The sequence below is a fragment of the Herbiconiux liangxiaofengii genome (genome assembly GCF_041927335.1).
Classification (GTDB): Bacteria; Actinomycetota; Actinomycetes; order Actinomycetales; family Microbacteriaceae; genus Herbiconiux; species Herbiconiux liangxiaofengii.
In genome coordinates this window covers 101,941-120,991 of sequence record NZ_JBHFHD010000007.1, presented here as the reverse complement: position 1 = coordinate 120,991, position 19,051 = coordinate 101,941, and the positions used below count along the sequence as shown (strand labels likewise).

At 64.8% G+C, this 19,051-nt stretch carries 16 protein-coding genes; 9 read left to right on the top strand and 7 right to left on the bottom strand.

Annotation, left to right across the window (positions count from 1 at the left end):
- Window positions 1-33: 33 nt before the first annotated feature.
- Genes ACEXOR_RS06225 through ACEXOR_RS06200 form a run of 6 tightly spaced genes read right to left on the bottom strand, consistent with a single transcriptional unit; the run spans window position 34 to window position 6,615 of the window.
- Window positions 34-1,419, bottom strand: coding sequence for a Coenzyme F420 hydrogenase/dehydrogenase, beta subunit C-terminal domain (locus tag ACEXOR_RS06225; RefSeq protein ID WP_374848561.1), 1,386 nt, complete (start codon window positions 1,417-1,419; stop codon window positions 34-36).
- Entirely contained in the window at window positions 1,416-2,561 is a 1,146-nt protein-coding gene (locus ACEXOR_RS06220) for a hypothetical protein (RefSeq protein WP_374848559.1), read from the bottom strand. The genes ACEXOR_RS06225 and ACEXOR_RS06220 overlap by 4 nt, the downstream gene beginning before the upstream one ends.
- Window positions 2,504-3,727: an oligosaccharide flippase family protein gene (locus tag ACEXOR_RS06215; protein ID WP_374848558.1), complete on the bottom strand. Its 1,224-nt coding sequence runs from the start codon at window positions 3,725-3,727 to the stop codon at window positions 2,504-2,506. The genes ACEXOR_RS06220 and ACEXOR_RS06215 overlap by 58 nt, the downstream gene beginning before the upstream one ends.
- Entirely contained in the window at window positions 3,720-4,913 is a 1,194-nt protein-coding gene (locus ACEXOR_RS06210) for a glycosyltransferase family 4 protein (RefSeq protein WP_374848557.1), read from the bottom strand. Before ACEXOR_RS06210 ends, ACEXOR_RS06215 begins: the two co-directional genes overlap by 8 nt.
- Window positions 4,910-6,046 (bottom strand): glycosyltransferase, encoded by a 1,137-nt coding sequence (locus tag ACEXOR_RS06205; RefSeq protein WP_374848624.1) that lies wholly within the window; start codon window positions 6,044-6,046, stop codon window positions 4,910-4,912. The genes ACEXOR_RS06210 and ACEXOR_RS06205 overlap by 4 nt, the downstream gene beginning before the upstream one ends.
- Before the next feature lie 20 nt (window positions 6,047-6,066).
- Window positions 6,067-6,615 (bottom strand): LbetaH domain-containing protein, encoded by a 549-nt coding sequence (locus tag ACEXOR_RS06200; protein ID WP_374848555.1) that lies wholly within the window; start codon window positions 6,613-6,615, stop codon window positions 6,067-6,069.
- Between the two features lie 105 nt (window positions 6,616-6,720).
- On the opposite strand from ACEXOR_RS06200, the gene ACEXOR_RS06195 reads away from it, so the two are divergent.
- The 8 genes from ACEXOR_RS06195 to ACEXOR_RS06160 all read left to right on the top strand — a co-directional run bounded on the left by ACEXOR_RS06195 (window position 6,721) and on the right by ACEXOR_RS06160 (window position 17,257).
- A complete protein-coding gene (locus tag ACEXOR_RS06195; protein WP_374848554.1) occupies window positions 6,721-7,965 on the top strand; it encodes a glycosyltransferase in 1,245 nt (414 codons plus the stop codon).
- 33 nt (window positions 7,966-7,998) lie between these two features.
- The gene (gmd, locus tag ACEXOR_RS06190; protein WP_374848553.1) at window positions 7,999-9,030 is read left to right on the top strand and encodes a GDP-mannose 4,6-dehydratase; all 1,032 of its coding nucleotides are present in this window, start codon (window positions 7,999-8,001) and stop codon (window positions 9,028-9,030) included.
- Complete coding sequence (locus tag ACEXOR_RS06185; protein ID WP_374848552.1) at window positions 9,027-10,004, top strand: GDP-L-fucose synthase family protein; 978 nt, start codon at window positions 9,027-9,029, stop codon at window positions 10,002-10,004. Before gmd ends, ACEXOR_RS06185 begins: the two co-directional genes overlap by 4 nt.
- A gap of 72 nt (window positions 10,005-10,076) precedes the next feature.
- Window positions 10,077-11,384 (top strand): UDP-glucose dehydrogenase family protein, encoded by a 1,308-nt coding sequence (locus ACEXOR_RS06180; protein WP_374848551.1) that lies wholly within the window; start codon window positions 10,077-10,079, stop codon window positions 11,382-11,384.
- Between the two features lie 259 nt (window positions 11,385-11,643).
- Window positions 11,644-13,398, top strand: coding sequence for a DUF4012 domain-containing protein (locus ACEXOR_RS06175; RefSeq protein WP_374848550.1), 1,755 nt, complete (start codon window positions 11,644-11,646; stop codon window positions 13,396-13,398).
- A gap of 124 nt (window positions 13,399-13,522) precedes the next feature.
- Window positions 13,523-14,062, top strand: a complete 540-nt coding sequence (locus ACEXOR_RS06170) for an LPXTG cell wall anchor domain-containing protein (RefSeq protein WP_374848549.1) — start codon at window positions 13,523-13,525, stop codon at window positions 14,060-14,062.
- A 51-nt stretch (window positions 14,063-14,113) separates the two neighbouring features.
- Window positions 14,114-15,649 (top strand): malate:quinone oxidoreductase, encoded by a 1,536-nt coding sequence (locus tag ACEXOR_RS06165; protein WP_374848623.1) that lies wholly within the window; start codon window positions 14,114-14,116, stop codon window positions 15,647-15,649.
- 162 nt (window positions 15,650-15,811) lie between these two features.
- The gene (locus ACEXOR_RS06160; RefSeq protein ID WP_374848622.1) at window positions 15,812-17,257 is read left to right on the top strand and encodes a sugar transferase; all 1,446 of its coding nucleotides are present in this window, start codon (window positions 15,812-15,814) and stop codon (window positions 17,255-17,257) included.
- 60 nt (window positions 17,258-17,317) lie between these two features.
- On the opposite strand, the gene ACEXOR_RS06155 is transcribed toward ACEXOR_RS06160, so the two are convergent.
- The gene (locus ACEXOR_RS06155; RefSeq protein ID WP_374848548.1) at window positions 17,318-17,482 is read right to left on the bottom strand and encodes a ribbon-helix-helix protein, CopG family; all 165 of its coding nucleotides are present in this window, start codon (window positions 17,480-17,482) and stop codon (window positions 17,318-17,320) included.
- 456 nt (window positions 17,483-17,938) lie between these two features.
- On the opposite strand from ACEXOR_RS06155, the gene ACEXOR_RS06150 reads away from it, so the two are divergent.
- Complete coding sequence (locus tag ACEXOR_RS06150) at window positions 17,939-19,015, top strand: ankyrin repeat domain-containing protein (RefSeq protein WP_374848547.1); 1,077 nt, start codon at window positions 17,939-17,941, stop codon at window positions 19,013-19,015.
- Window positions 19,016-19,051: the final 36 nt, after the last annotated feature.

The window sequence follows — 19,051 nt, the reverse complement described above, 5'->3', positions numbered from 1 at the left end:
TTTGCTGTGACGTGCGGGGATGACCGAGATGAGCTAGCGCTGGACTTTTCGAACGAGCTTCCAGAACTCGCGCTGCGCCTTGTTCCGCAACCGGATCCGGAACGACATCTTCGTCTCCTGCTGATACGACTGGATCAGCGGGCGGATGGCGTTCAGGTACACGCCGAGATCGTTCGCCTCTTTGGCGCGGGCATAGATCTCGTGGCTTTCGGCCGAGAGCTCGCGACGGTTACGGATCAGCTGCACGCGCTCCTGGGTGACGTGGGAGTAGCCCGGCGCGACACGTTTGGTCGGATGCCAGTGCCCGGCCTTGTCGTCGTCGGCCAGCCGCACGGCGAGTCCTTCTCGTCGGTGCCGGAAGTTGCCGGCCTGGGTCTTGGCGACGGAGTCGGTGTCGAGGTTGTCGAGGCCGACGTTCCCGTCGCTGACACCCTCCGCCAGAATGCCGTCGATGACGGCGTTCCGCGTGATCACGACGTTCGTACCCCGCCAGTCGATCTCGTACTTCGACAGCCAGGCGTCGCCGATGACGACGTCGGCCGTCTCAGCGAAGATGTCATCGCAGTAGTTGCACGCGTCCAGCTGGAAGACCGCATGGCCCCAGTTGCCGCCGACCAGGGAGAGGGTCTCGGCCTCTTTCCACTCTCCGGTCGACTTCGACTTGGCACCGAAGCTGTATTGGCGTGAGGTGAGAGCGGGATTCTTGATCCGGAAGTCCACCGTCTCGAGATCGGTGGGAGGCACACCGACCTGCCAGGCGAACGATTCGGCATACGCCGTGGACTTGAGATGGCCGCACACGATACCGACGAAGAACTTCAGCTGCTCGGCCAGCACCTCGTCTTCTGCGCTGACGTGCCGGGCGCTCTTGATCGCGCACGGTACCCCGACGAACGCGTACCGGAGACCGTCGCCTCGAACCGATCGGAGCGTCTCGGCGAAGCTCGCCGGGTGGTATTGTGACTTGCGGCGGCCCATGACCTCGTCGACCGACCTCGAGACGACGTAACCGAACATGGGGGTCTCCGTGGAACCGACGTGGATGACGCCGTCGACGTGGCCCTTCTCCAACAGCTTCGTGAGAATCCAGCTCGTGATACCGCCCGAACTGCTGCCCGGGATCTTCGTGTCGTCGCTGATCCGCCCCGCGTACATGCCACGGTACTTGCCGATCCGGTCGTCGTGGGGGAGAGCCGGGTCCAGCACCTCAGCGGCGACTTCGTCCTCGTTCTTCGACTCGTCGGCGAACGGGCAGACGCGTGAACCGATCGCCCTGTCGGCCTCGCTCACCCCGTCGAGGTTCGCCTGATAGATGCCGCGGGTCGTGAGCGTCACCGGGATGCGGCCGCCGGTCGCGACCCCGCACCCACCACAGCCGACGCAGGTACCGCTTGCTACCACCTGATCGATCGTCGTCATGATCTTCCCCGTCCGTTGTGGAATTCCGCTGCGCCGAGCAGGGAGGCTACTCGGCCGAAGAGCTCTTTCAGTTGCTGTGATGCCGACATCACGTCGGACTCGAGACGTGCCCGTTCGGAGTCGGCGTCGTCGACGAGCGGCCCGTTCAGGGCGGCTGCGTCACTCTGCTGCACCCGCAGCTGGATCAGATGACCGAGGGTCGGCGTGATCTTGTCGGCGTCGGAATGCCGGAATGCGATGGGCAGCGCGAAGTACCGGAGGCCGAAGATGATGGCATGGAGCCGGTCGCTGAACACGGTGTGGGCTTGGGAATAGACGGCTTCGATCCGGGTGAACTGCTCGGAATGCGACTCATCTGTCCATGAGCAGATCTCGGTGCCGTACTGCGACGCCAGCTCCTGATGCTTTGTCTCGTCACGCCGCACCTGCGTGACGAAGATCGGGTGCAGACCCGCCTCTCGGGCTTCCTCGACCACTTGAGCGACGAGGGCATGATTCGTGGGGCGATCTCCTCGCAGAGACAGAACCACGTACCGCCGGTCACGTGCTCCGCCCTCCGCGATGTCGTGCAACGCGAGATCCGGCGCGGTCTCCACGGCGAGACCGACGACGGAGGGCGTCAGGGAATCTCTCGCCACGAAGAGGTTCATCGCCTTGATGGTGGCTCGAAGGATGGCGAGGTCGGCGCGATTGGTCCCTCGGATCGCGCGGCCCAACGAGACGACCACTCCGCCGCTCGCCCGAGCAGCGATGACGTTCGCGAGGCTCGCGACCGACTTGAGAAGGTTGGTGCCGCCCCGCGCCGCGAAGGGCCCGGGGGCGAAGACCAGGTGAGCTCGCCGCCTCAGGCAGGCGGACAGGAAGGCGAGCAGGAAGCGCCCCTGCGACGTGATGATCCTGGCGGAAGCGGGAAGCTCGAAGGCCTGGAGGTAGGAGGCGGGCATGCCGCCGGTGTAGATGCACAGGGGCGTACCGGACGCATCGATCAGGTCGATGACCGCCTGTCGGATGGCGATGTCGCCGAGGTTGTCGGGCTGCGCGGAGATGCTGCAGAAGGCGGTGCGGGACCGCGGAATAGAAGTCGTCAAGCGCTTCGTCTCTTTCTGTTGAAGGCCACGAAGCCGATGCTGAGGATGGCGCATTGGAGCACGAACGAGCCGGCCAGAGCCACCGCGGCGCCGAGCGCACCACTCGCGATCGACCCGACCGCGACGCCGATGAGGCAGGCCGCCGTGGTCACGCTGGACGTCGTCGCGACGAAGTGCTTGTAGCCCTGACCCTGGAGCAGCGATGCCGTGAGCGACACGGCGGCCGCGAACGGGAGCCCCACGAGCACGATCTGAATCACCGGAATCGCCGGAGCATAGGCATCGCCGAGGGCGAACGGCACGAGCCACGGGATGAGCACGAAGAGGACGGCGTAGAGCACCGTCATGATCGCCACCACGACGAGCACCGTGCGAACGAGGGGCTTGATGGAATGGGAGCGGGCACTCGCGCGCGAGGCAGCTGGGAGCAGCACGGTCGACAGTGAGGTCGGCAGGATTCGGAGGGGGCTCGTGAGTCGGCTGGCGGCAGAGTAGAAGCCGGCTTGCACCGCTCCGGCCGTCGCCGAGGTGACGACGACATCCAGGTTGCGCAGCTGCGTGGCGACGGAATGCAGCCAGTAGGGCCAGCTCTGCTGAAGGAGCTGCCGATAGGTGATCGACGACGGCACGACCACCTTGCGCTTCACGTACTGATTCGCGAAGAAGGACGACCCGAGGGCCGCGATCGCCGTGGACAGGCAGTAGGCGAAGAGCGGCTCGACCCCGAGCGCCAACATGCCCAAGAAGGCGAGGATGGCGAAGAGCCGGCGCCCGAGGAGATTGAAGACGTTGATCTTGGCGTCACCGTCGGCGAAGGCCACGGTCAGCCGCGCGTCGGCGTTCCTCTCCCCACTCACCCAGAACGCCAGGGGCAGCATGAGCCAGTACAGAGGATTGGCCACGATCGCGACGGTGGCGAGGGCGATGAGGGAGATCGCCGTGAGAACGAGCGAACTGAGCGTGTTGAAGCGGAGCGCCGTCGCCACGGCGCCGCTCTCGGGGTTGGCCGCGCGCTCCCGGGTCGTGAAGGTCGAGACACCCATGTCGATGGCCGTCTGCAGGACCGTGGCCAAGCCGAGCACGGCCGACAGCACACCGAACTCGGCGGGGACAAGACTTCTGGCGATGAGAATCAGGGAGAACGCCTGCAGCAAGGCGGCGACGATGCGCCCTGCCGATACCCACGCGAACTGACCGAGGAACGGCCGCGGGTTACTCAAGGAGCCGCGCTTCGTTCGACCGTTCGCCGGCGGTGTCGGTGCTGGCCGCAGTGGATCCCAGCCCGCGAAGAATGCCCCGAACGAAGTTGTCCGCACTGATCGCGGCGGAGAACGCCTCGCCGTCTTGCCGGGCGCGATCCGAGATCGAGTTCAACCGAGTCTGATCGTTGAGTGTCTCGATGATCGCTGCGGCGTACTCGTCGACGCTGTCCCCCGACCACACCGAGTTGTCCTCGGTGAGGTAATCGGCCTCGGGTGCGTGGAAGGGATATCGCGTCGTCACGATCGGTGTGCCCAGGGCGAGCGAATCGACGGCCACGAGTCCGACGCGCCCCGGGATGGCGATCAGGTCGATCAGGTTCGAGACCTGCCCGAGCTCATCGATCTCCAGGCGCCCGGGAACCCGGACGAAGTCGCGCTTGCGCGCTTCCTCGGCGACGTAGTCGTCGAGTGGGCCGGCTCCGGCCAGGATCAGCACGAACTCGGGAACGGAACGCTTCACGATGTCAGCGGCTTCGAAGAGGAACGGCAGCCGCTTGGGTACGTCGAAGGCGCCGACGAAGAGCACTGCTCGCGCCGACGGGCCGATCTCCAGGCGCTCCCGCCAGGCATCCGTCTCGGTCGCACCTGCGGAAGCCTGCGCATCGCGCAGCCGATCGGTGTCTGTCGTGTTCACTACGACAGACACCTTGTCGGCAGGCAGCCCCGCCTCGATGAGGTGATCGGCCCCCGGCTGGGTGTAGGTGAAGATGTGGCTGGCGCGGGAACTCAGCCACGCCTCCAGCCGACCGTCCAAGGGGTTGTTGCCCGCGGTGAAGTTGCGGCCGTGGCCCCACAGCATGAGGTTGACGCCGTTGTCCAGTGCGAGCCCGTAGGTCTCGATGTTCGAGCTCGCCAGGCCGGTGATGACCGCGCGCACGTTCTTGGCGCGGCGGTGGATCGCTCGGAAGGTCACGTTGCGACGCCGGACGCTGATCCGGTGCTGCTTGGTCAGCACGCTCCACGGCCCGATCACCGAGTTGCGGCGGGAGGCCACGATTCCTTTGGGCTCCGCGTGCCAGACCTCCATCTTCAGCCCCTCTCGGGCCAGACGCTTCTCGATCGCATCGAACAGTCCTTTTCGATAAGACGGCACGAAGGGCTGGATGAACGCGATGACATCCGGTTTGGCGGGTGTTCGTGTCATGGCTGCTCCGAATCACTGGGCTCGCGTGTGCGGTGGGAACGGTAGAGGGACTCCAGCTGGAGGCCGACCGCTTTGATCGAGTAGTCGCTCTCCACGAGCTGCGCGGCGTTCGCCCCGAGCCGCAGCCTCAGGGGTACGTCGGTCGCGATCCTGAGGAGGGCCTCTACCAATGCGTCCTCCGTCGGGTCGATGACGAGACCGGCTTCCGCTGCTGCGACCGCCGGCGCGAGACCGTTGCTGTCCGTGATGACCACGGGCAGGCCGAGAGACATGGCTTCCAAGATCGACATCGACAGGACTTCGCCGACCGAGGGCAGAACGTACACCGATGCCGTGCTCATCCTGCCGAGCGTCGCATCGGGTGGCAGGGAACCTTCCCAGCGGATGCGAGACGACTCCGCTGAAGCGGCGATCAATTCACGCACCTCGGCGCCGTCGCCCTCATCGGGCCCGACGAGCACGAAGTCCGCATCCAGGCCCTCGGAGAGGAGTCGCGACGCGGCCCGGACGAACATCGGGGCCCGCTTCCTCGGGTGCAGGCGGGCGAGGAAGAGGAACTCGAGGCCGCCGGCCGTCGGTGCCGCACGATCGGCCGGGATCTCGACTCCGTTGGCGATCGTGGTGATGGGCAGGTCGTGTCCCGCGATAGCCCGCAGGCTCTGTGTCTCTTCAGGCGTCAGCGACAGCACCCGCTCGCTGCCGTGAAGGACACGCCGGGTGGCGACCAGGTCGAGGACCTTGGCTAGCGGGTTCCCGGATTCGTCGATCATCCCGTGCGGCTGCACGAACAACGGCACCTCGCTCCGCGCGATCACCGCCGCTGCCGGTAGCGTGACCAGGTCGCGGGCCATGTGCACGTGTGCGACGTCGACCGAGTTCAGTGATCGCTTGACGTGCGCGAGCAGTCCCGGCGACGTGAGCCCCGCGAATCCGCTCTTCGGGATGACTCGCCGCACGGGAAAGAGGGAGACCGGAACCCCCTGCATCTGGGTCGGGACCTCGTCGAAGCCCGACGTGCCCGCGACGAGCTCGACTGTGTGACCTCTCCGCTGCAACTCCTCGAGTTGATTCAGCGCCACCCGGATCGGCCCCCCATACGCGCCGTCCGGTGTGACGAGCGTCGCGACCTGCATGATCTTCACCGGTCGAGGCCCTACCCGCTAGCTCGTTTGCGATCGCGGAAGCGCGAACCCAACTCGGTGGAGGGCGCCGGGCCGATGATGGTGTTCGGAGCCACGTCTCGGCTGACCACTGTCATCGGACCGACGAGTGCCGAGCGCCCGATGGTGACTCCTCCGAGCACCATGCATCGGGACGTGACCCAGGCGCCGTCCTCGATCGTGATGGGCTTGGTGATGAGCGCCATGTCGCGTCGATGGGCGTGGCTGCCTGTGGTGAGCATGGTTTCCTGCGACACCACGACATCGCTTCCGATGCGGATGTGGTCCTGGTTGTGGAACCACACTCCCTCGCCGATCCACGAGCGGTCTCCGATATGGAGCTTCCACGGGAACTTGACCCGGGTGCGAGGGCGGAAGACCACGTCGTGGCCGATCTCCGCCCCGAACAGACGGAGCACCCGAGTGCGGAGACCGGAGCTGATCTGCCACGGGTTCGTGACGAAGAGGAGCTCTGCGACCGACCAGAGGTAGACGACGGCTTTCGGGCGGTCCCACGCGGCTCGCTCGCCGGGAGCCTTCATGAGATCGATGACCGGGACCTCAGCGTCTAGGTTTCGACCATTGGTTTCGCTTGTCACTGCATTCTCCGTTGCAAGTTGGAAACACGGTAGCGGTATGGTCGTCGCGTGACTGAACGTGCACTGCGTATCGCCATACTAGGGCTCAATTACGCACCTGAGCCAACGGGTAATGCTCCGTACACGTCGTCCCTCGCGGAAGGCCTGATGGCTCGCGGGCATCAGGTCCGAGTGGTGACCGCCCACCCGCACTATCCGGACTGGGCCATCCGCGACGGGTACGGGCAATGGACCCGCCACGACGTCGCGAACGGCGTTCAGCTCACCCGCCTCCGGCATTACGTGCCCAAGAATCCGAGCGGGATGCGCCGGTTGCTCTCGGAGATCAGCTTCGGGATGCGGCTCCTCTTCACCAGATGGGGTGATCCCGATGTGGTGCTGCTCGTGTCGCCGGCACTTGTTTCGTCCTGGATGGCTTTGCGGAAGATCGCGCTGCCGGGTTCGAAGCCGGCCGTGGCGATCTGGGTGCAGGACCTCTACTCGCTCGGGATCGCCGAGACCGGAGACGGCGGCGGGGTCGCCGAGAAGGTGCTCACCAGAATCGAGGCGGGCGCGTTCAGAGCGGTCGACGGCGTCGCCGTCATCCACGATCGGTTCAAATCCCACGCCGTGACCAAGCTCGGAACGGATGGCTCCAAGGTCGAGGTCATCCGGAACTGGACTCACCTGCCTCCGGCGCCGGTCACCGACCGGGATGCGACACGGCAGTCGCTGGGTTGGGAACCCGACGAGATCGTGGTGCTGCACGCGGGCAACATGGGCAAGAAGCAGGGGCTGACCAATGTGTTACGCGCGGCACGACTTGCCGACGAGCGGGGTTCATCGGTGAGATTCGTGCTCATGGGTGGCGGTAATCAGCGAGATTCGCTGGTGGCTGCGGCAGCCGGGGTGCAGCGGGTCCAGTTCATCGATCCCCTGCCCAACGACGGCTTCCAGAACGCGCTCGCAGCGGCAGATCTCCTCCTCGTGAACGAGTTGCCCGGGCTGGCGGAGATGGCCGTACCCAGCAAGCTCACGTCCTACTTCAGCACCGGGCGGCCGGTGGTGGCTGCGACCGACGCGGCGAGCGTCACCGCAGGTGAAATCGAGGCATCCGGCGGTGGAATTCGCGTGGACGCCGACAACCCGGGCGCGTTGCTGGACGCCGTAATCGCCCTCGGGCGCGACGAGACGTTGTCGGATCAACTCGGGAGCAGGGGGCTCGAGTATCGAACTCGAGTACTTGGCTCTGAGTCCGCCATCGATCACTATGCTGAGTGGTTAGTTAGCCTGGCAGCGGAGCGCGGCCGTTAGGCTGCGCTCGTTCGACACACAGATGGGGACTCCGTGACGAAACGAGCATTCATAACCGGTATCACCGGCCAAGACGGCTCATACCTGGCCGAGCTGCTGCTCAGCAAGGGGTATGAGGTCCACGGCCTGATCCGCCGCGCATCCACTTTCAACACCGCGCGGATCGATCACCTGTACGTCGATCCGCACGATCCGTCTGCGAAGCTGTTCCTCCACTACGGGGACCTCAGTGACGGGGCCCGCCTCGTGACGCTGCTGTCGGAGATCAAGCCCGACGAGGTCTACAACCTGGCGGCTCAGTCCCACGTCCGCGTTTCGTTCGACGAGCCGGAGCACACCGCCGACACGACGGGCACCGGAACGGTCCGCCTCCTCGAGGCGGTGCGGCTCGCCGGCATCGACACCAGGTTCTACCAGGCCTCGTCATCGGAACTGTACGGCGCGACTCCGCCGCCGCAGAGCGAGACGACCCCCTTCTATCCAAGGTCGCCCTATGGGGCGGCGAAGCTGTACAGCTTCTGGATCACGAAGAACTACCGCGAGGCCTACGACATGTTCGCTGTCAACGGCATCCTGTTCAACCACGAATCTCCCCGGCGCGGCGAGACCTTCGTGACGCGGAAGATCACGCGGGCGGTGGCGGCGATCAAGGCCGGCACGCAGGATCACGTCTACCTCGGCAATCTCGATGCCATCCGCGACTGGGGTTATGCCGCCGAGTACGTCGAAGGCATGTGGCGCATGCTCCAGGCCGACGAGCCCGACGACTTCGTCCTCGCGACCGGTGGCAACTTCACCGTCCGGCACTTCCTCGAGACGGCGTTCTCGCACGCAGGACTCAGCTGGGAAGACCACGTGCGTTTCGACGAGCGCTACTTGCGGCCGACCGAGGTCGATGCGCTCGTCGGTGACGCCAGCAAAGCGAAGGAGAAACTCGGCTGGGTGCCGACCGTCGACACCGCCGAGCTCGCTCGGATCATGGTCGACGCCGACATCGCGGCGCTCGAGCACCAGGGCCGGCACTGGATCGACTCGGTGAAGTTGGCCAGCTGGGGAACCGCATGAGTAGCGACGAGGTGGAGTTCGCTCCGCGAGAGCTGGACCGATCTGCTCCCTTCTATGTAGCGGGTCACCGGGGGCTCGTGGGGTCCGCCATCTGGCGGAAGCTCGAAGCCGAAGGCTTCACCGATCTGATCGGCCGAACATCGGCCGAGCTGGATCTGAAGGATCGCGCTGCGGTCTTCGCTTTCTTCCGCGAGCAGAAGCCGACGAATGTCGTGCTGGCGGCGGCGAAGGTGGGTGGCATTCTTGCCAATTCGACCTATCCGGTCGATTTTCTCAGTGAGAACATGCAGATTCAGGTCAACGTGATGGACGCTGCCCTCGAAGCCGGCGTCGATCGTCTGCTGTTCCTCGGATCGTCGTGCATTTACCCGAAGTTCGCTCCCCAGCCGATTCGCGAGGACACGCTTCTCACGGGCCACCTCGAAGAGACGAACGACTCCTACGCGATCGCGAAGATCGCGGGCATCCTCCAGATCCAGGCGGTGCGCCGGCAGTATGGCAAGCCGTGGATCTCGGCCATGCCGACGAACCTGTACGGGCCAGGCGACAACTTCTCACCGAAGGGGTCGCATGTGCTGCCCGCCTTGATCAGGCGGTACGACGAGGCGGCCCGATCGGGTGCCTCGGTGGTGACCAACTGGGGAACAGGAACTCCTCGCCGGGAGTTCCTGCACGTCGACGACATGGCTGCCGCGTGCCTGCACCTCCTCGAGAGCTACGACGGTCCGGCGCAAGTCAATGTCGGCACCGGGACTGATGTCACGATCGCGGAGATCGCCGAGACGGTGGCCAAAGTGGTCGGGTACACGGGAACCACGGAGTGGGACACCACCAAGCCCGACGGAACCCCGCAGAAGCTGCTCGACGTCTCCAAGCTCGCCGAGGCGGGTTGGACCTACAGCGTGGGCCTCGAAGACGGTCTGCGATCAACCGTCGAGTGGTATCGGCAGCATGTCGACCACCTTCGTGAGTAACGCGATCGCTCCTTATTATCTGCGGGGCGAGATCGCCGTCCCGTGCACTGCTGGATTGAAACGGGGACTGCTGTGAAAATTTCAGTTATCGGCTGCGGGTACCTCGGGGCTGTTCACGCAGCGTCGATGGCGGAGCTCGGCCATGACGTCGTCGGAATCGATGTCGACGCTCACAAGATCGCCGAACTGTCGGCAGGCAGGGCACCGTTCTTCGAACCAGGGCTCCCCGAGATCCTGCGATCGGCGACGGAATCCGGTCGTCTGCGGTTCTCGACCGACATGTCCGAGGTGCAGGGTGCCGAGGTGCATTTCGTGGCGGTGGGGACGCCTCAGAAGAAGGGCGAGAGCGCCGCCGACCTCACGTACGTCGATGCCGCGGTGGATGCGCTCGTTCCGCACCTGAGCAGCGGCGACCTCGTCGTCGGCAAGTCGACCGTGCCGGTGGGGACTGCTGCGCGATTGGCGGCGGTCGTCGAGGCGGTGGGCGCGAGTCTTGCCTGGAACCCGGAGTTCCTTCGGGAGGGTTTCGCGGTCAAAGACACCATCTCACCGGACCGCCTGGTGTACGGAGTGCCGTCCGGAGCGGCTGGTGAGCGCGCAAAGGAACAGCTGGATGAGATCTATGCGCAGGCGCTCTCGAACGAGACGCCTCTCGTCGTGACCGACTACGCCACCGCCGAGCTCGTGAAGGTCGCTGCGAACGCCTTCCTCGCCACCAAGATCTCGTTCATCAACGCGATGGCCGAGATCGCGGAGGTGTCGGGCGCCGACGTGACGCAGTTGGCAGATGCGATCGGATACGACGCGCGAATCGGCCGTCGATTCCTGAACGCGGGAGTCGGGTTCGGCGGCGGGTGCCTGCCGAAAGACATCCGCGCGTTCTCCGCACGGGCTGAAGAGTTGGGTCGCGGCGAATCCGTCGCATTCCTCAAAGAGGTCGACGCGATCAACCTCCGTCGTCGCCAGCGCGTGGTCGACATGGTGGTGGAAGAGCTCGGTGGTCAGGCGTTCGAGAAGAAGGTCGCGGTACTCGGCCTCGCCTTCAAGCCGGATTCCGACGACATCCGAGACTCGCCGGCTTTGGATGTCGCGGTGCAGCTTCACGGGCTGGGCGCGAACGTCTCGGCCTACGACCCCGAGGCCATGGCCAACTCGGCTGCGAAGCACCCGCAGCTGCACTTCGCTTCGAGTGCGGCCGATGCTCTCGAAGGCGCCGACATCGTGGTGGTGGTGACGGAATGGAAGGAATTCCGCGATCTCGACCCCGTAGACGTCTTCGACTCCGTGAACGGTGCGATCGTCGTCGATGGCCGCAACTGCCTGGATGCGCCGGCCTGGCGTGCTGCCGGCTGGACCTACAAGGGGATGGGAAGGCCCTGACCTCCGACGCCGTTCTGATTGAATTGACCTCGTGAGCGGCGACAACGACGACTGGATGCGCAATTGGCAGTCCGGCGATCCCAGCCTCGACGAGTCATCACGACCGCGTCGCCGATCGTCTCGACGCCCGTCCCCTGGGACGTCGTCACCTCGGGGCGAGCCGACTCGCGGGAAGGGCTCGAGATCGCGGTCGCGGAAGCGCACCCGTTCCAAGCGCACCCGTTCCAAGCGCACCCGCAGGATCGTCGGCTGGTCGATCATGGGCCTCTTCGTCGCCGTGGTGGCCGTCGCGGCCTGGGTAGGCATTCGTGGATACCTGGCTGCGGGGGAGCTCCAAGCCGCCGTTCCTCTCGCATCGAAGGTGCAATCCCAGGTCGCCGACGGTGAGATCGAGGCGGCAAAGACCAGCGCGGCTGCTCTCGTCGACCACTCGCGCTCCGCGCACGAGCTCACCGGTGATCCGATCTGGCGGGTGAGCGAATTGGTGCCTTGGGTGGGTGGCAACCTCCGGGCAGTGCGCGAGGCGGCCGAGGTGACCGACACCGTCGCTCGAGAAGCGGTCTTCCCGCTGGTGTCAGACGTGGCAGAACTGGGGGCGGACAGCTTCAAGCCCGTGAACGGCGTCATCGACCTGGGGCCGATAGTCGCGGCTCAGCCGACGGTCTCGAGTGCCCGGATAGCGCTGAACGGAGCGGCCGCCCAGGCGAGATCCATCGACGTGTCGGAGACGATCGACCCGATCTCCGATGCGGTCGACCAGTTGACGACATCGGTGGATCGTGCGGACACCCTGATCGAGGGGGTCGACCGGGCGGTCACTCTCCTTCCCCGGATGCTCGGGGCTGACGGTGCGCGTACCTATCTCTTGCTCTTCCAGAACCCCGCCGAGCTCCGTGCGGGAGGTGGGATAACCAGCGCGTTGGCCGAGATCTCGACGAACGCGGGTTCGGTGTCCCTGGCGCGACAGGCCTCCGGCGGCGACTTCCGCGGGATCGAGGCGCCTGTGGTGCAGCTTCCCGCTGAAACGCTCGATCTCTACGGGGATCGCGCGGCTCGGTACGTTCAGAACACGACCCTGGTGCCCGACTTCGCCACTTCGGGGCAGATCGCGGCGACCATGTGGGCCAATGAATACGGCACACAGGTCGATGGAGTCCTGTCCATCGACCCGGTGGCCCTGAGCTACCTTCTGGAAGCCACCGGCCCCATCACTTTGCCGGCGACCGGTGAAGTGCTCACCGCGCAGAATGCGGTGCAGTTCCTGCTGAGCGACGTCTATGCGAAGTATCAGGAGCCATCCGCTCAGGATGCCGTGTTCGCCGAGTCGGCCAAGGCGGTCTTCGACACGATCGCCGGTGGCTCGATCGATCCGATCAAGCTGCTCGATGCTCTGGGCAAGGCCGGGGGGGAAGACCGGCTGAAGGTGTGGAGTTCACACCCGGATGACCAGGCTGTTCTCGTCGACACGACACTCGCCGGCGGTCTACCGGTCAATTCCGACGACGCAACGGGCGTCGGGGTGTACTTCAACGACGCCACCGGGGCGAAAATGGACTACTACCTCGACACAGCAGTGCAGACGGCGACGGCGGTCTGTCGCGCCGATGGTCGGATGTCGATCGCGGTGTCGGTGACGCTCACCAACACTGCTCCGGCCGACGCCGGAGCAACCCTTCCACGGTACGTGACCGGGGGTGGCGCGTTCAGGGTGACCCCCGGCAACGTCAGCACGATCGTGTACATCTACGCTCCCTCGAATCCGAACCCGGATGAGCCGACGCTGGTGACCAATCTCGATCCCGGGGTCGACGGTGGATCGTTGTTCAGTGCGCGCGACGGGTTGCACACTGTGACGGGTTTCAGCGTCGACCTGGCACCCGGCGAGAGTCGGACGGTGTCTGTAGATTTGGTTGCCCAATCAGGCCTTTCATCTCAGATCGATGCCCTGATCACGCCCACTATCAAGCCAACTGTTTACTCAACCGAAACAAACAGGTCTTTCTCAGAGTGCTAATTCGGGTACCATGGCTAAGGATTCATCTGCTTCATCGACAGCGTCGGTCGATCTAAAAATTGACTTGACGCTGTTTTTATTGCACTGAACCTTTCACAACAACAAGGGTGGGGAACCTCAAACCATGATCAAAAAAGCTCTTGCGGGCGTAGCTCTCGCAGTACTCGCACTTCTTTCCGTTCCGGCTGCCGCTCAGGCATACGTGCCGACGCCTCCGGCCGGCGTCACTGTCGGCGCTGGTGGCACGGTTACGGTTTCGTTCACGGGCTTCGCTCCGAACGAAGACGTCTCCTTCACCCTCACCGGTGAGTCGGCCGCCTCGGCAACCTTCGCTTCGGTCGTCACCGCGGTTGAGACCAGCCCGGCCTTCGTCAAGGGCGCAGACGCCGCCGGCGCTGTGTCTGTGTCTGTCACGCTTCCCTCGAACGCGTCCGGCACCTACACGCTGAGCGCTACCGGCCTCAGCTCGGGCGCTCTCGCCAACACCACCATCACGGTCGTGTCCAACGGTTCCGGAACCGGAACCGGCTCGACCGGGGGCCTGCCCAACACGGGTGCCATGGACCCGACGCTCGGCATCTGGGCCGGTAGCGGACTGCTCGCCCTCGGCGCAGCCTTCGTGATCGTGCTCACCGTCGTTCGTCGCCAGAAGGCTGCGAACTAACACTCCCGATTCCGCACCCGATTCTGGAGCCCCCGCCGAAAGGCGGGGGCTCTGGTATTTAACGAGTCGCACCGGGGTCCGCTTGTATACAAGGGTCGTAGACTAAGGGCTGTGAGCACAAAGAATGTCGACGTCGCATTGATCGGTGGGGGCATCATGAGTGCCACCCTCGGTACGATGATCAAGCAGCTGCAGCCCGACTGGTCGATCATGATCTTCGAGCGACTGAGTGACGTGGGCCTGGAGAGTTCCAATCCCTGGAACAATGCCGGCACCGGGCACGCCGCTCTCGCTGAACTCAACTACATGCCAGAGGCGCCCGACGGGTCGCTGGAGACCTCGCGCGCGGTCAACATCAACGAGCAGTTCCAGGTGAGTCGGCAATTCTGGTCGTCTCTGGTGAAAGCGGGAGTGCTCGAGAAGCCGAGCTCGTTCATCAACCCGACGCCGCACATGACCTTCGTGCGCGGTGAGGACAACGTCGACTACTTGCGGCGCCGGTGGGAGCTGCTCAAAGAGGAGCCGCTGTTCGAAGGCATCGAGTTCAGCGACGACCCGAAGGTGATCTACGAGTGGGCCCCCCTGCTCATGCGAGATCGCCAGAAGGACGAGAAGATCGCGGCCACTCGCATCACGACCGGCACCGACGTCGACTTCGGCGCGTTGACGCACCAGCTCTTCGACTATCTGCAGCGCAACGGCGCCGAGCTGCGCCTCGAGACCGAGGTGAAGAAGCTCAAGAAGCAGAAGGACGGCAGCTGGAAGGTGGGGCTGAAGGAGCTCGTCGGCGGAACCCCTTACGAGATCAACGCGAAGTTCGTGTTCGTGGGTGCCGGGGGACATGCGCTGCCCCTCTTGCAGAAGTCGGGCATCCCTGAGATCAAAGGGTTCGGCGGATTCCCGATCAGCGGAATGTTCTTTCGAACCGACAACCCCGCTGTGGTGGCTCAGCACGACGCCAAGGTCTACGGGAAAGCTGCGGTCGGTGCGCCGCCCATGTCGGTGCCGCACCTCGACACCCGCGTTGTCGACGGTCAGTCGTCATTGTTGTTCGGGCCGTACGCCGGGTTCAGCCCGAAGTTCCTGAAGACGGGGTCATGGCTCGATCTGCCCTTGTCGGTTCGACCGCACAACCTCGGGCCGATGCTTGCCGTTGCTCGCGACAACTTCGATCTGATGAAGTACCTCATCGGCGAGTTGCTGGCGAGCAAGAAGAAGAAGCTGGCGGCCCTTCGAGAGTTCATGCCCACCGCCCAGGCTGATGACTGGTACCTCATCACCGCCGGCCAGCGGGTGCAGGTGATGAAGAAGGATGCCAAAAAGGGTGGGGTGCTCCAGTTCGGTACCGAGGTCGTCACCGCCGCCGACGGTTCCATCGCCGGTTTGCTCGGTGCGTCTCCGGGGGCGTCAACGGCCGTGCCCATCATGATCTCACTCGTGAAGCAGTGCTTTCCGAATGAGTACCCGAAGTGGGAGAAGCAGTTGGCCGCGATGATCCCCTCGTTCGGGGAGAAGCTGAACGAGAACAAGCGCAAGGCCGAGCGATCGATCGAGTCGACAGCCGAGGCGCTGCAGCTGTCGCGCTAGAAACTGGAAAAGAGCTTGTAACTCAGTAGTCGCTCAGTAGGTCCTCAGTGCCCCTACACTTCAACTACAACGTGGTGGGAACACCGCCGTTCGCATCGATAGCCATGGAGAATGGGGAATTCGGTGGTGACTGAGAAGCAACAACGGCTGGGAGCACCCACAATGCCGGGCATGCGGCAGGACTGGCGCGATGTCTATGCGCGACGCCTGATCATCACGGACTTCTTGGTGTTGGCGTGGGTCATCTTCGGCGTGCAGATTGCCTGGTTCGGTGTCGACACCGCCGATGTCGCGATCCGGGATGAGGGCAGAGTCGCCATCAGCTACACCGTCATCTCCGTCATCCTCCTCATTGGCTGGATGGCCGTCCTCAGCATCTACGGCACTCGGGGATACCGCGTGATTGGCACAGGTATCCAGGAGTTCCGGCTCATCGCCGATGGCGCCCTGCGCATCTTCGGATTGTTCGCGATCGTCGCCTTCCTCTTTCAGATCAGCTTCGCTCGCGGGTATGTGCTGATCGCTCTTCCGCTCGGTCTGATCGTGCTGATCTTCTCCCGATGGATGTGGCGCCAGTGGCTCGGCGTGCAGCGGGCGAGAGGCGAGTACGTGTCACGGGTGCTTCTGGTGGGCTCCCGAGCATCCGTTGCTCATATCGCTTCAGAGCTGCGGCGGATGCCTCAGGCGGGTTACCTCGTTGTGGGCGCCTGCGTTCCCACAAACCTCGTCGGGGAGACGGTTCCAGGAACCGATGTTCCCCTGTTCGGTAACTTCGATCTGGTGCCGCAGGCGATGGTGACGAGCAACGCCGACACGGTGGTGATCACGAGTGCCGATGAACTTCCGCCGGAGCGTGTGCGCAAGCTCAGCTGGGCCCTGGAGCCTGGTCGGCAGCACTTGGTGGTCGCACCCAGCTTGGTGGACATCGGTGGTCCTCGAGTGCACACCAGGCCCGTGTCGGGTCTGCCTTTGATCCATGTGGAGACTCCGCGGTACGAGGGCAGTACCTGGTTCGTCAAGCGGAGTTTCGACGTCATCGCGTCTGGCCTCGGCATCGCGCTCATTTCGCCGCTGCTGCTCGTGATCGCCGTGGTGGTGAGATTGAGCAGTGCCGGCCCGGTGTTGTTCCGCCAGGAGCGCATCGGTCGCAACGGCGAGCGGTTCCAGATGCTGAAGTTCCGGTCGATGGTGATCGACGCCGAACAGCGGTTGATCGCTCTTCAGCAACAGGAGCGCGACCGGGGTAACTCGGTGCTGTTCAAGATGCAGAACGATCCGCGCATCACGCCGGTGGGGCGGTTCCTGCGGCGCTACAGTCTCGATGAGCTGCCGCAGCTGTTCAACGTGTTCAACGGGTCGATGTCGCTCGTGGGCCCGCGCCCGCCGCTGGCGAGCGAGGTGCAGCAGTACGAGCAGCACGTGCACCGTCGGTTCTTGGTGAAGCCCGGTATCACGGGGCTGTGGCAGGTGAGTGGCCGGTCGAATCTCTCGTGGGACGACACGGTGCGGCTGGACCTGTACTACGTCGAGAACTGGTCGCTGACGAACGACCTCGTCATCCTGTTCAAGACGGCCAGGGCCGTGCTCGCAAAAGACGGGGCGTACTGATTCATCGAACGTCTCGGCGCGCTGTCGAATCTCTCGCAGGTTGGAACGGGGATTCGTTGCCTATTCGGTGTCTCGCCACAGTTCGTCGCGCAGGTACTTCTGCAACGCGTCTCTGACGACATCCGTGACAGTGAGGCCGCGTTCCTTGGCGACCTCAGCCAGGCCGGCGTAGATCTCATCGGAGATGCGGAACGCTCGAGTCGGGGTCTTGGGCTGGTTCGGCATAGCACCATCTTCGCACGTGAGTAATCCTTGAAAAGGTGTGTTGCACCTCGTAAACTAGGTGCATGGCACCTCGTAACGTTATCGTCTCCGATCCCTTGATCGCCCTCATCGAGGCCGCGGCCGAACAGGCTGGGCGGTCGGTAGAATCTGCGGTCGACGAGGCGCTTCGGCGGTACCTGCTCGAACAAGCCGAAGCGGTGGGCGCCGGGAGTGGGCGTCGAGAGGATTGGTTGGAGGGCGGAGGTCGGCCGGCCGGCCGATTGGGGCGACGGCTTCGACGGTGTCGGCACTGCGGCATCAGGGTCGCTCGGGCCGAGATGGTCTACGGCGGTAAGGCGTGCTCGGAGGATTGCGCTGACGAGCTCTGGATCAAGCAGTTCGCCGATCGGGAGTAGGTGCCCGGCGTTGCCGGGTCGCTAAGGGCGCCGCAGTCCACGGACTGCAGAGGCCGCCGCGATGGCTAGGGTGGTCGGCATGGGTGCCCTGCGGTCAACACTCCCCAAGAACTTCACAGACCTTCTCGATGCCGGGGATGACGCGGCGGTGCTTGCCGTGTTCGAGACGTGCCAGGTCGATGCGCGGGGCGGGTACGGCAAGAGCACGGCGCTCGGTTACCCCACGTGTCCGGAAGTCGTCGCACGCTGGCTGGTCGATCACGGCGCGGATGTCGAATCCACCGACACGTACGGCGTCAGCCCCCTGCAGGCGCACGCGAAGGCGTGGAACGGCCGACCGGGGATGCTGCTGGATCTCGGGGCGGACATCGAGGCGGTGAACAGAGACGGCGAGACGGCGCTCCACGCGGCAGCGAGCAGTCACCGGGCGCGGAACGTTCGAGTGCTCGTCGACCGCGGAGCGGACGTCGCGGCAGTGAACAGGCGCGGTCTCACGCCTGCCGCCCTGGCGCTGGCGACCTGCGAGAACGCCACGATCGCCGAGACCGCCGAGATCCTCGAGGTGCTGGTCGGCGGGGGCGCGGTTCTCTCTGACGAGCTGCGGACCGATGCGGCCAGGATCGGGGCGCAGTTCGAGTTCCATCGCCAGAACTTCAACCCCGACATGCTGCCCGCCACGGATGCTGCCCTGCAGAAGATCTACGCGCTCCTGGGCGCCGCTCCGGTCGAGGCGCGGCAGACGCACGACGGGTCGTCGACCATCGCGGTGAGCTCGTCGACGTGGCAGGAGCAGCATCGGGAGCTGTGGAACCTCCTCGTGCCCTCGCAGGGCGCAGCGGCGACGGTACAGGGCGAGGTGATCCGCATCACCGGACGGATCTCCGACGAGATCGAGCGCAACGGCGGCGTCAACTGGGATCGTGACTTCCAGCGGATGGCCGAGGCGCTCCTCGACCACTTCGCCCGGGCATCGGCGCTCGGTGCGCAGGATCTCGCCACGACGAAGGCCGAGGTCAAACGCCTCCGCGGTCGCAAGAGATTCGACGTCGACCATGCGGCTTTGGCGGAGTTCGCCGTTCGATGGGTGGGCCTGAACCCGGATCCGATCCCGCTGGGCGCTCCGGCGTATCGGCGCTGACCTCGGGCGGAGGGCGACCGCCACCCGCGTGTTCAC

What these genes read in the sequence shown, in the direction of transcription:
- ACEXOR_RS06200 (WP_374848555.1), bottom strand. Translation starts at nt 6,615, where the DNA reads ATGAAGGCTCCCGGCGAGCGAGCCGCGTGGGACCGCCCGAAAGCCGTC.
- ACEXOR_RS06205 (WP_374848624.1), bottom strand. Translation starts at nt 6,046, where the DNA reads ATGCAGGTCGCGACGCTCGTCACACCGGACGGCGCGTATGGGGGGCCG.
- ACEXOR_RS06160 (WP_374848622.1), top strand. Translation starts at nt 15,812, where the DNA reads ATGCCGGGCATGCGGCAGGACTGGCGCGATGTCTATGCGCGACGCCTG.
- ACEXOR_RS06225 (WP_374848561.1), bottom strand. Translation starts at nt 1,419, where the DNA reads ATGACGACGATCGATCAGGTGGTAGCAAGCGGTACCTGCGTCGGCTGT.
- ACEXOR_RS06175 (WP_374848550.1), top strand. Translation starts at nt 11,644, where the DNA reads ATGGGCCTCTTCGTCGCCGTGGTGGCCGTCGCGGCCTGGGTAGGCATT.
- ACEXOR_RS06210 (WP_374848557.1), bottom strand. Translation starts at nt 4,913, where the DNA reads ATGACACGAACACCCGCCAAACCGGATGTCATCGCGTTCATCCAGCCC.
- ACEXOR_RS06155 (WP_374848548.1), bottom strand. Translation starts at nt 17,482, where the DNA reads ATGCCGAACCAGCCCAAGACCCCGACTCGAGCGTTCCGCATCTCCGAT.
- ACEXOR_RS06185 (WP_374848552.1), top strand. Translation starts at nt 9,027, where the DNA reads ATGAGTAGCGACGAGGTGGAGTTCGCTCCGCGAGAGCTGGACCGATCT.
- ACEXOR_RS06220 (WP_374848559.1), bottom strand. Translation starts at nt 2,561, where the DNA reads ATGCGCCATCCTCAGCATCGGCTTCGTGGCCTTCAACAGAAAGAGACG.
- ACEXOR_RS06150 (WP_374848547.1), top strand. Translation starts at nt 17,939, where the DNA reads ATGGCTAGGGTGGTCGGCATGGGTGCCCTGCGGTCAACACTCCCCAAG.
- ACEXOR_RS06170 (WP_374848549.1), top strand. Translation starts at nt 13,523, where the DNA reads ATGATCAAAAAAGCTCTTGCGGGCGTAGCTCTCGCAGTACTCGCACTT.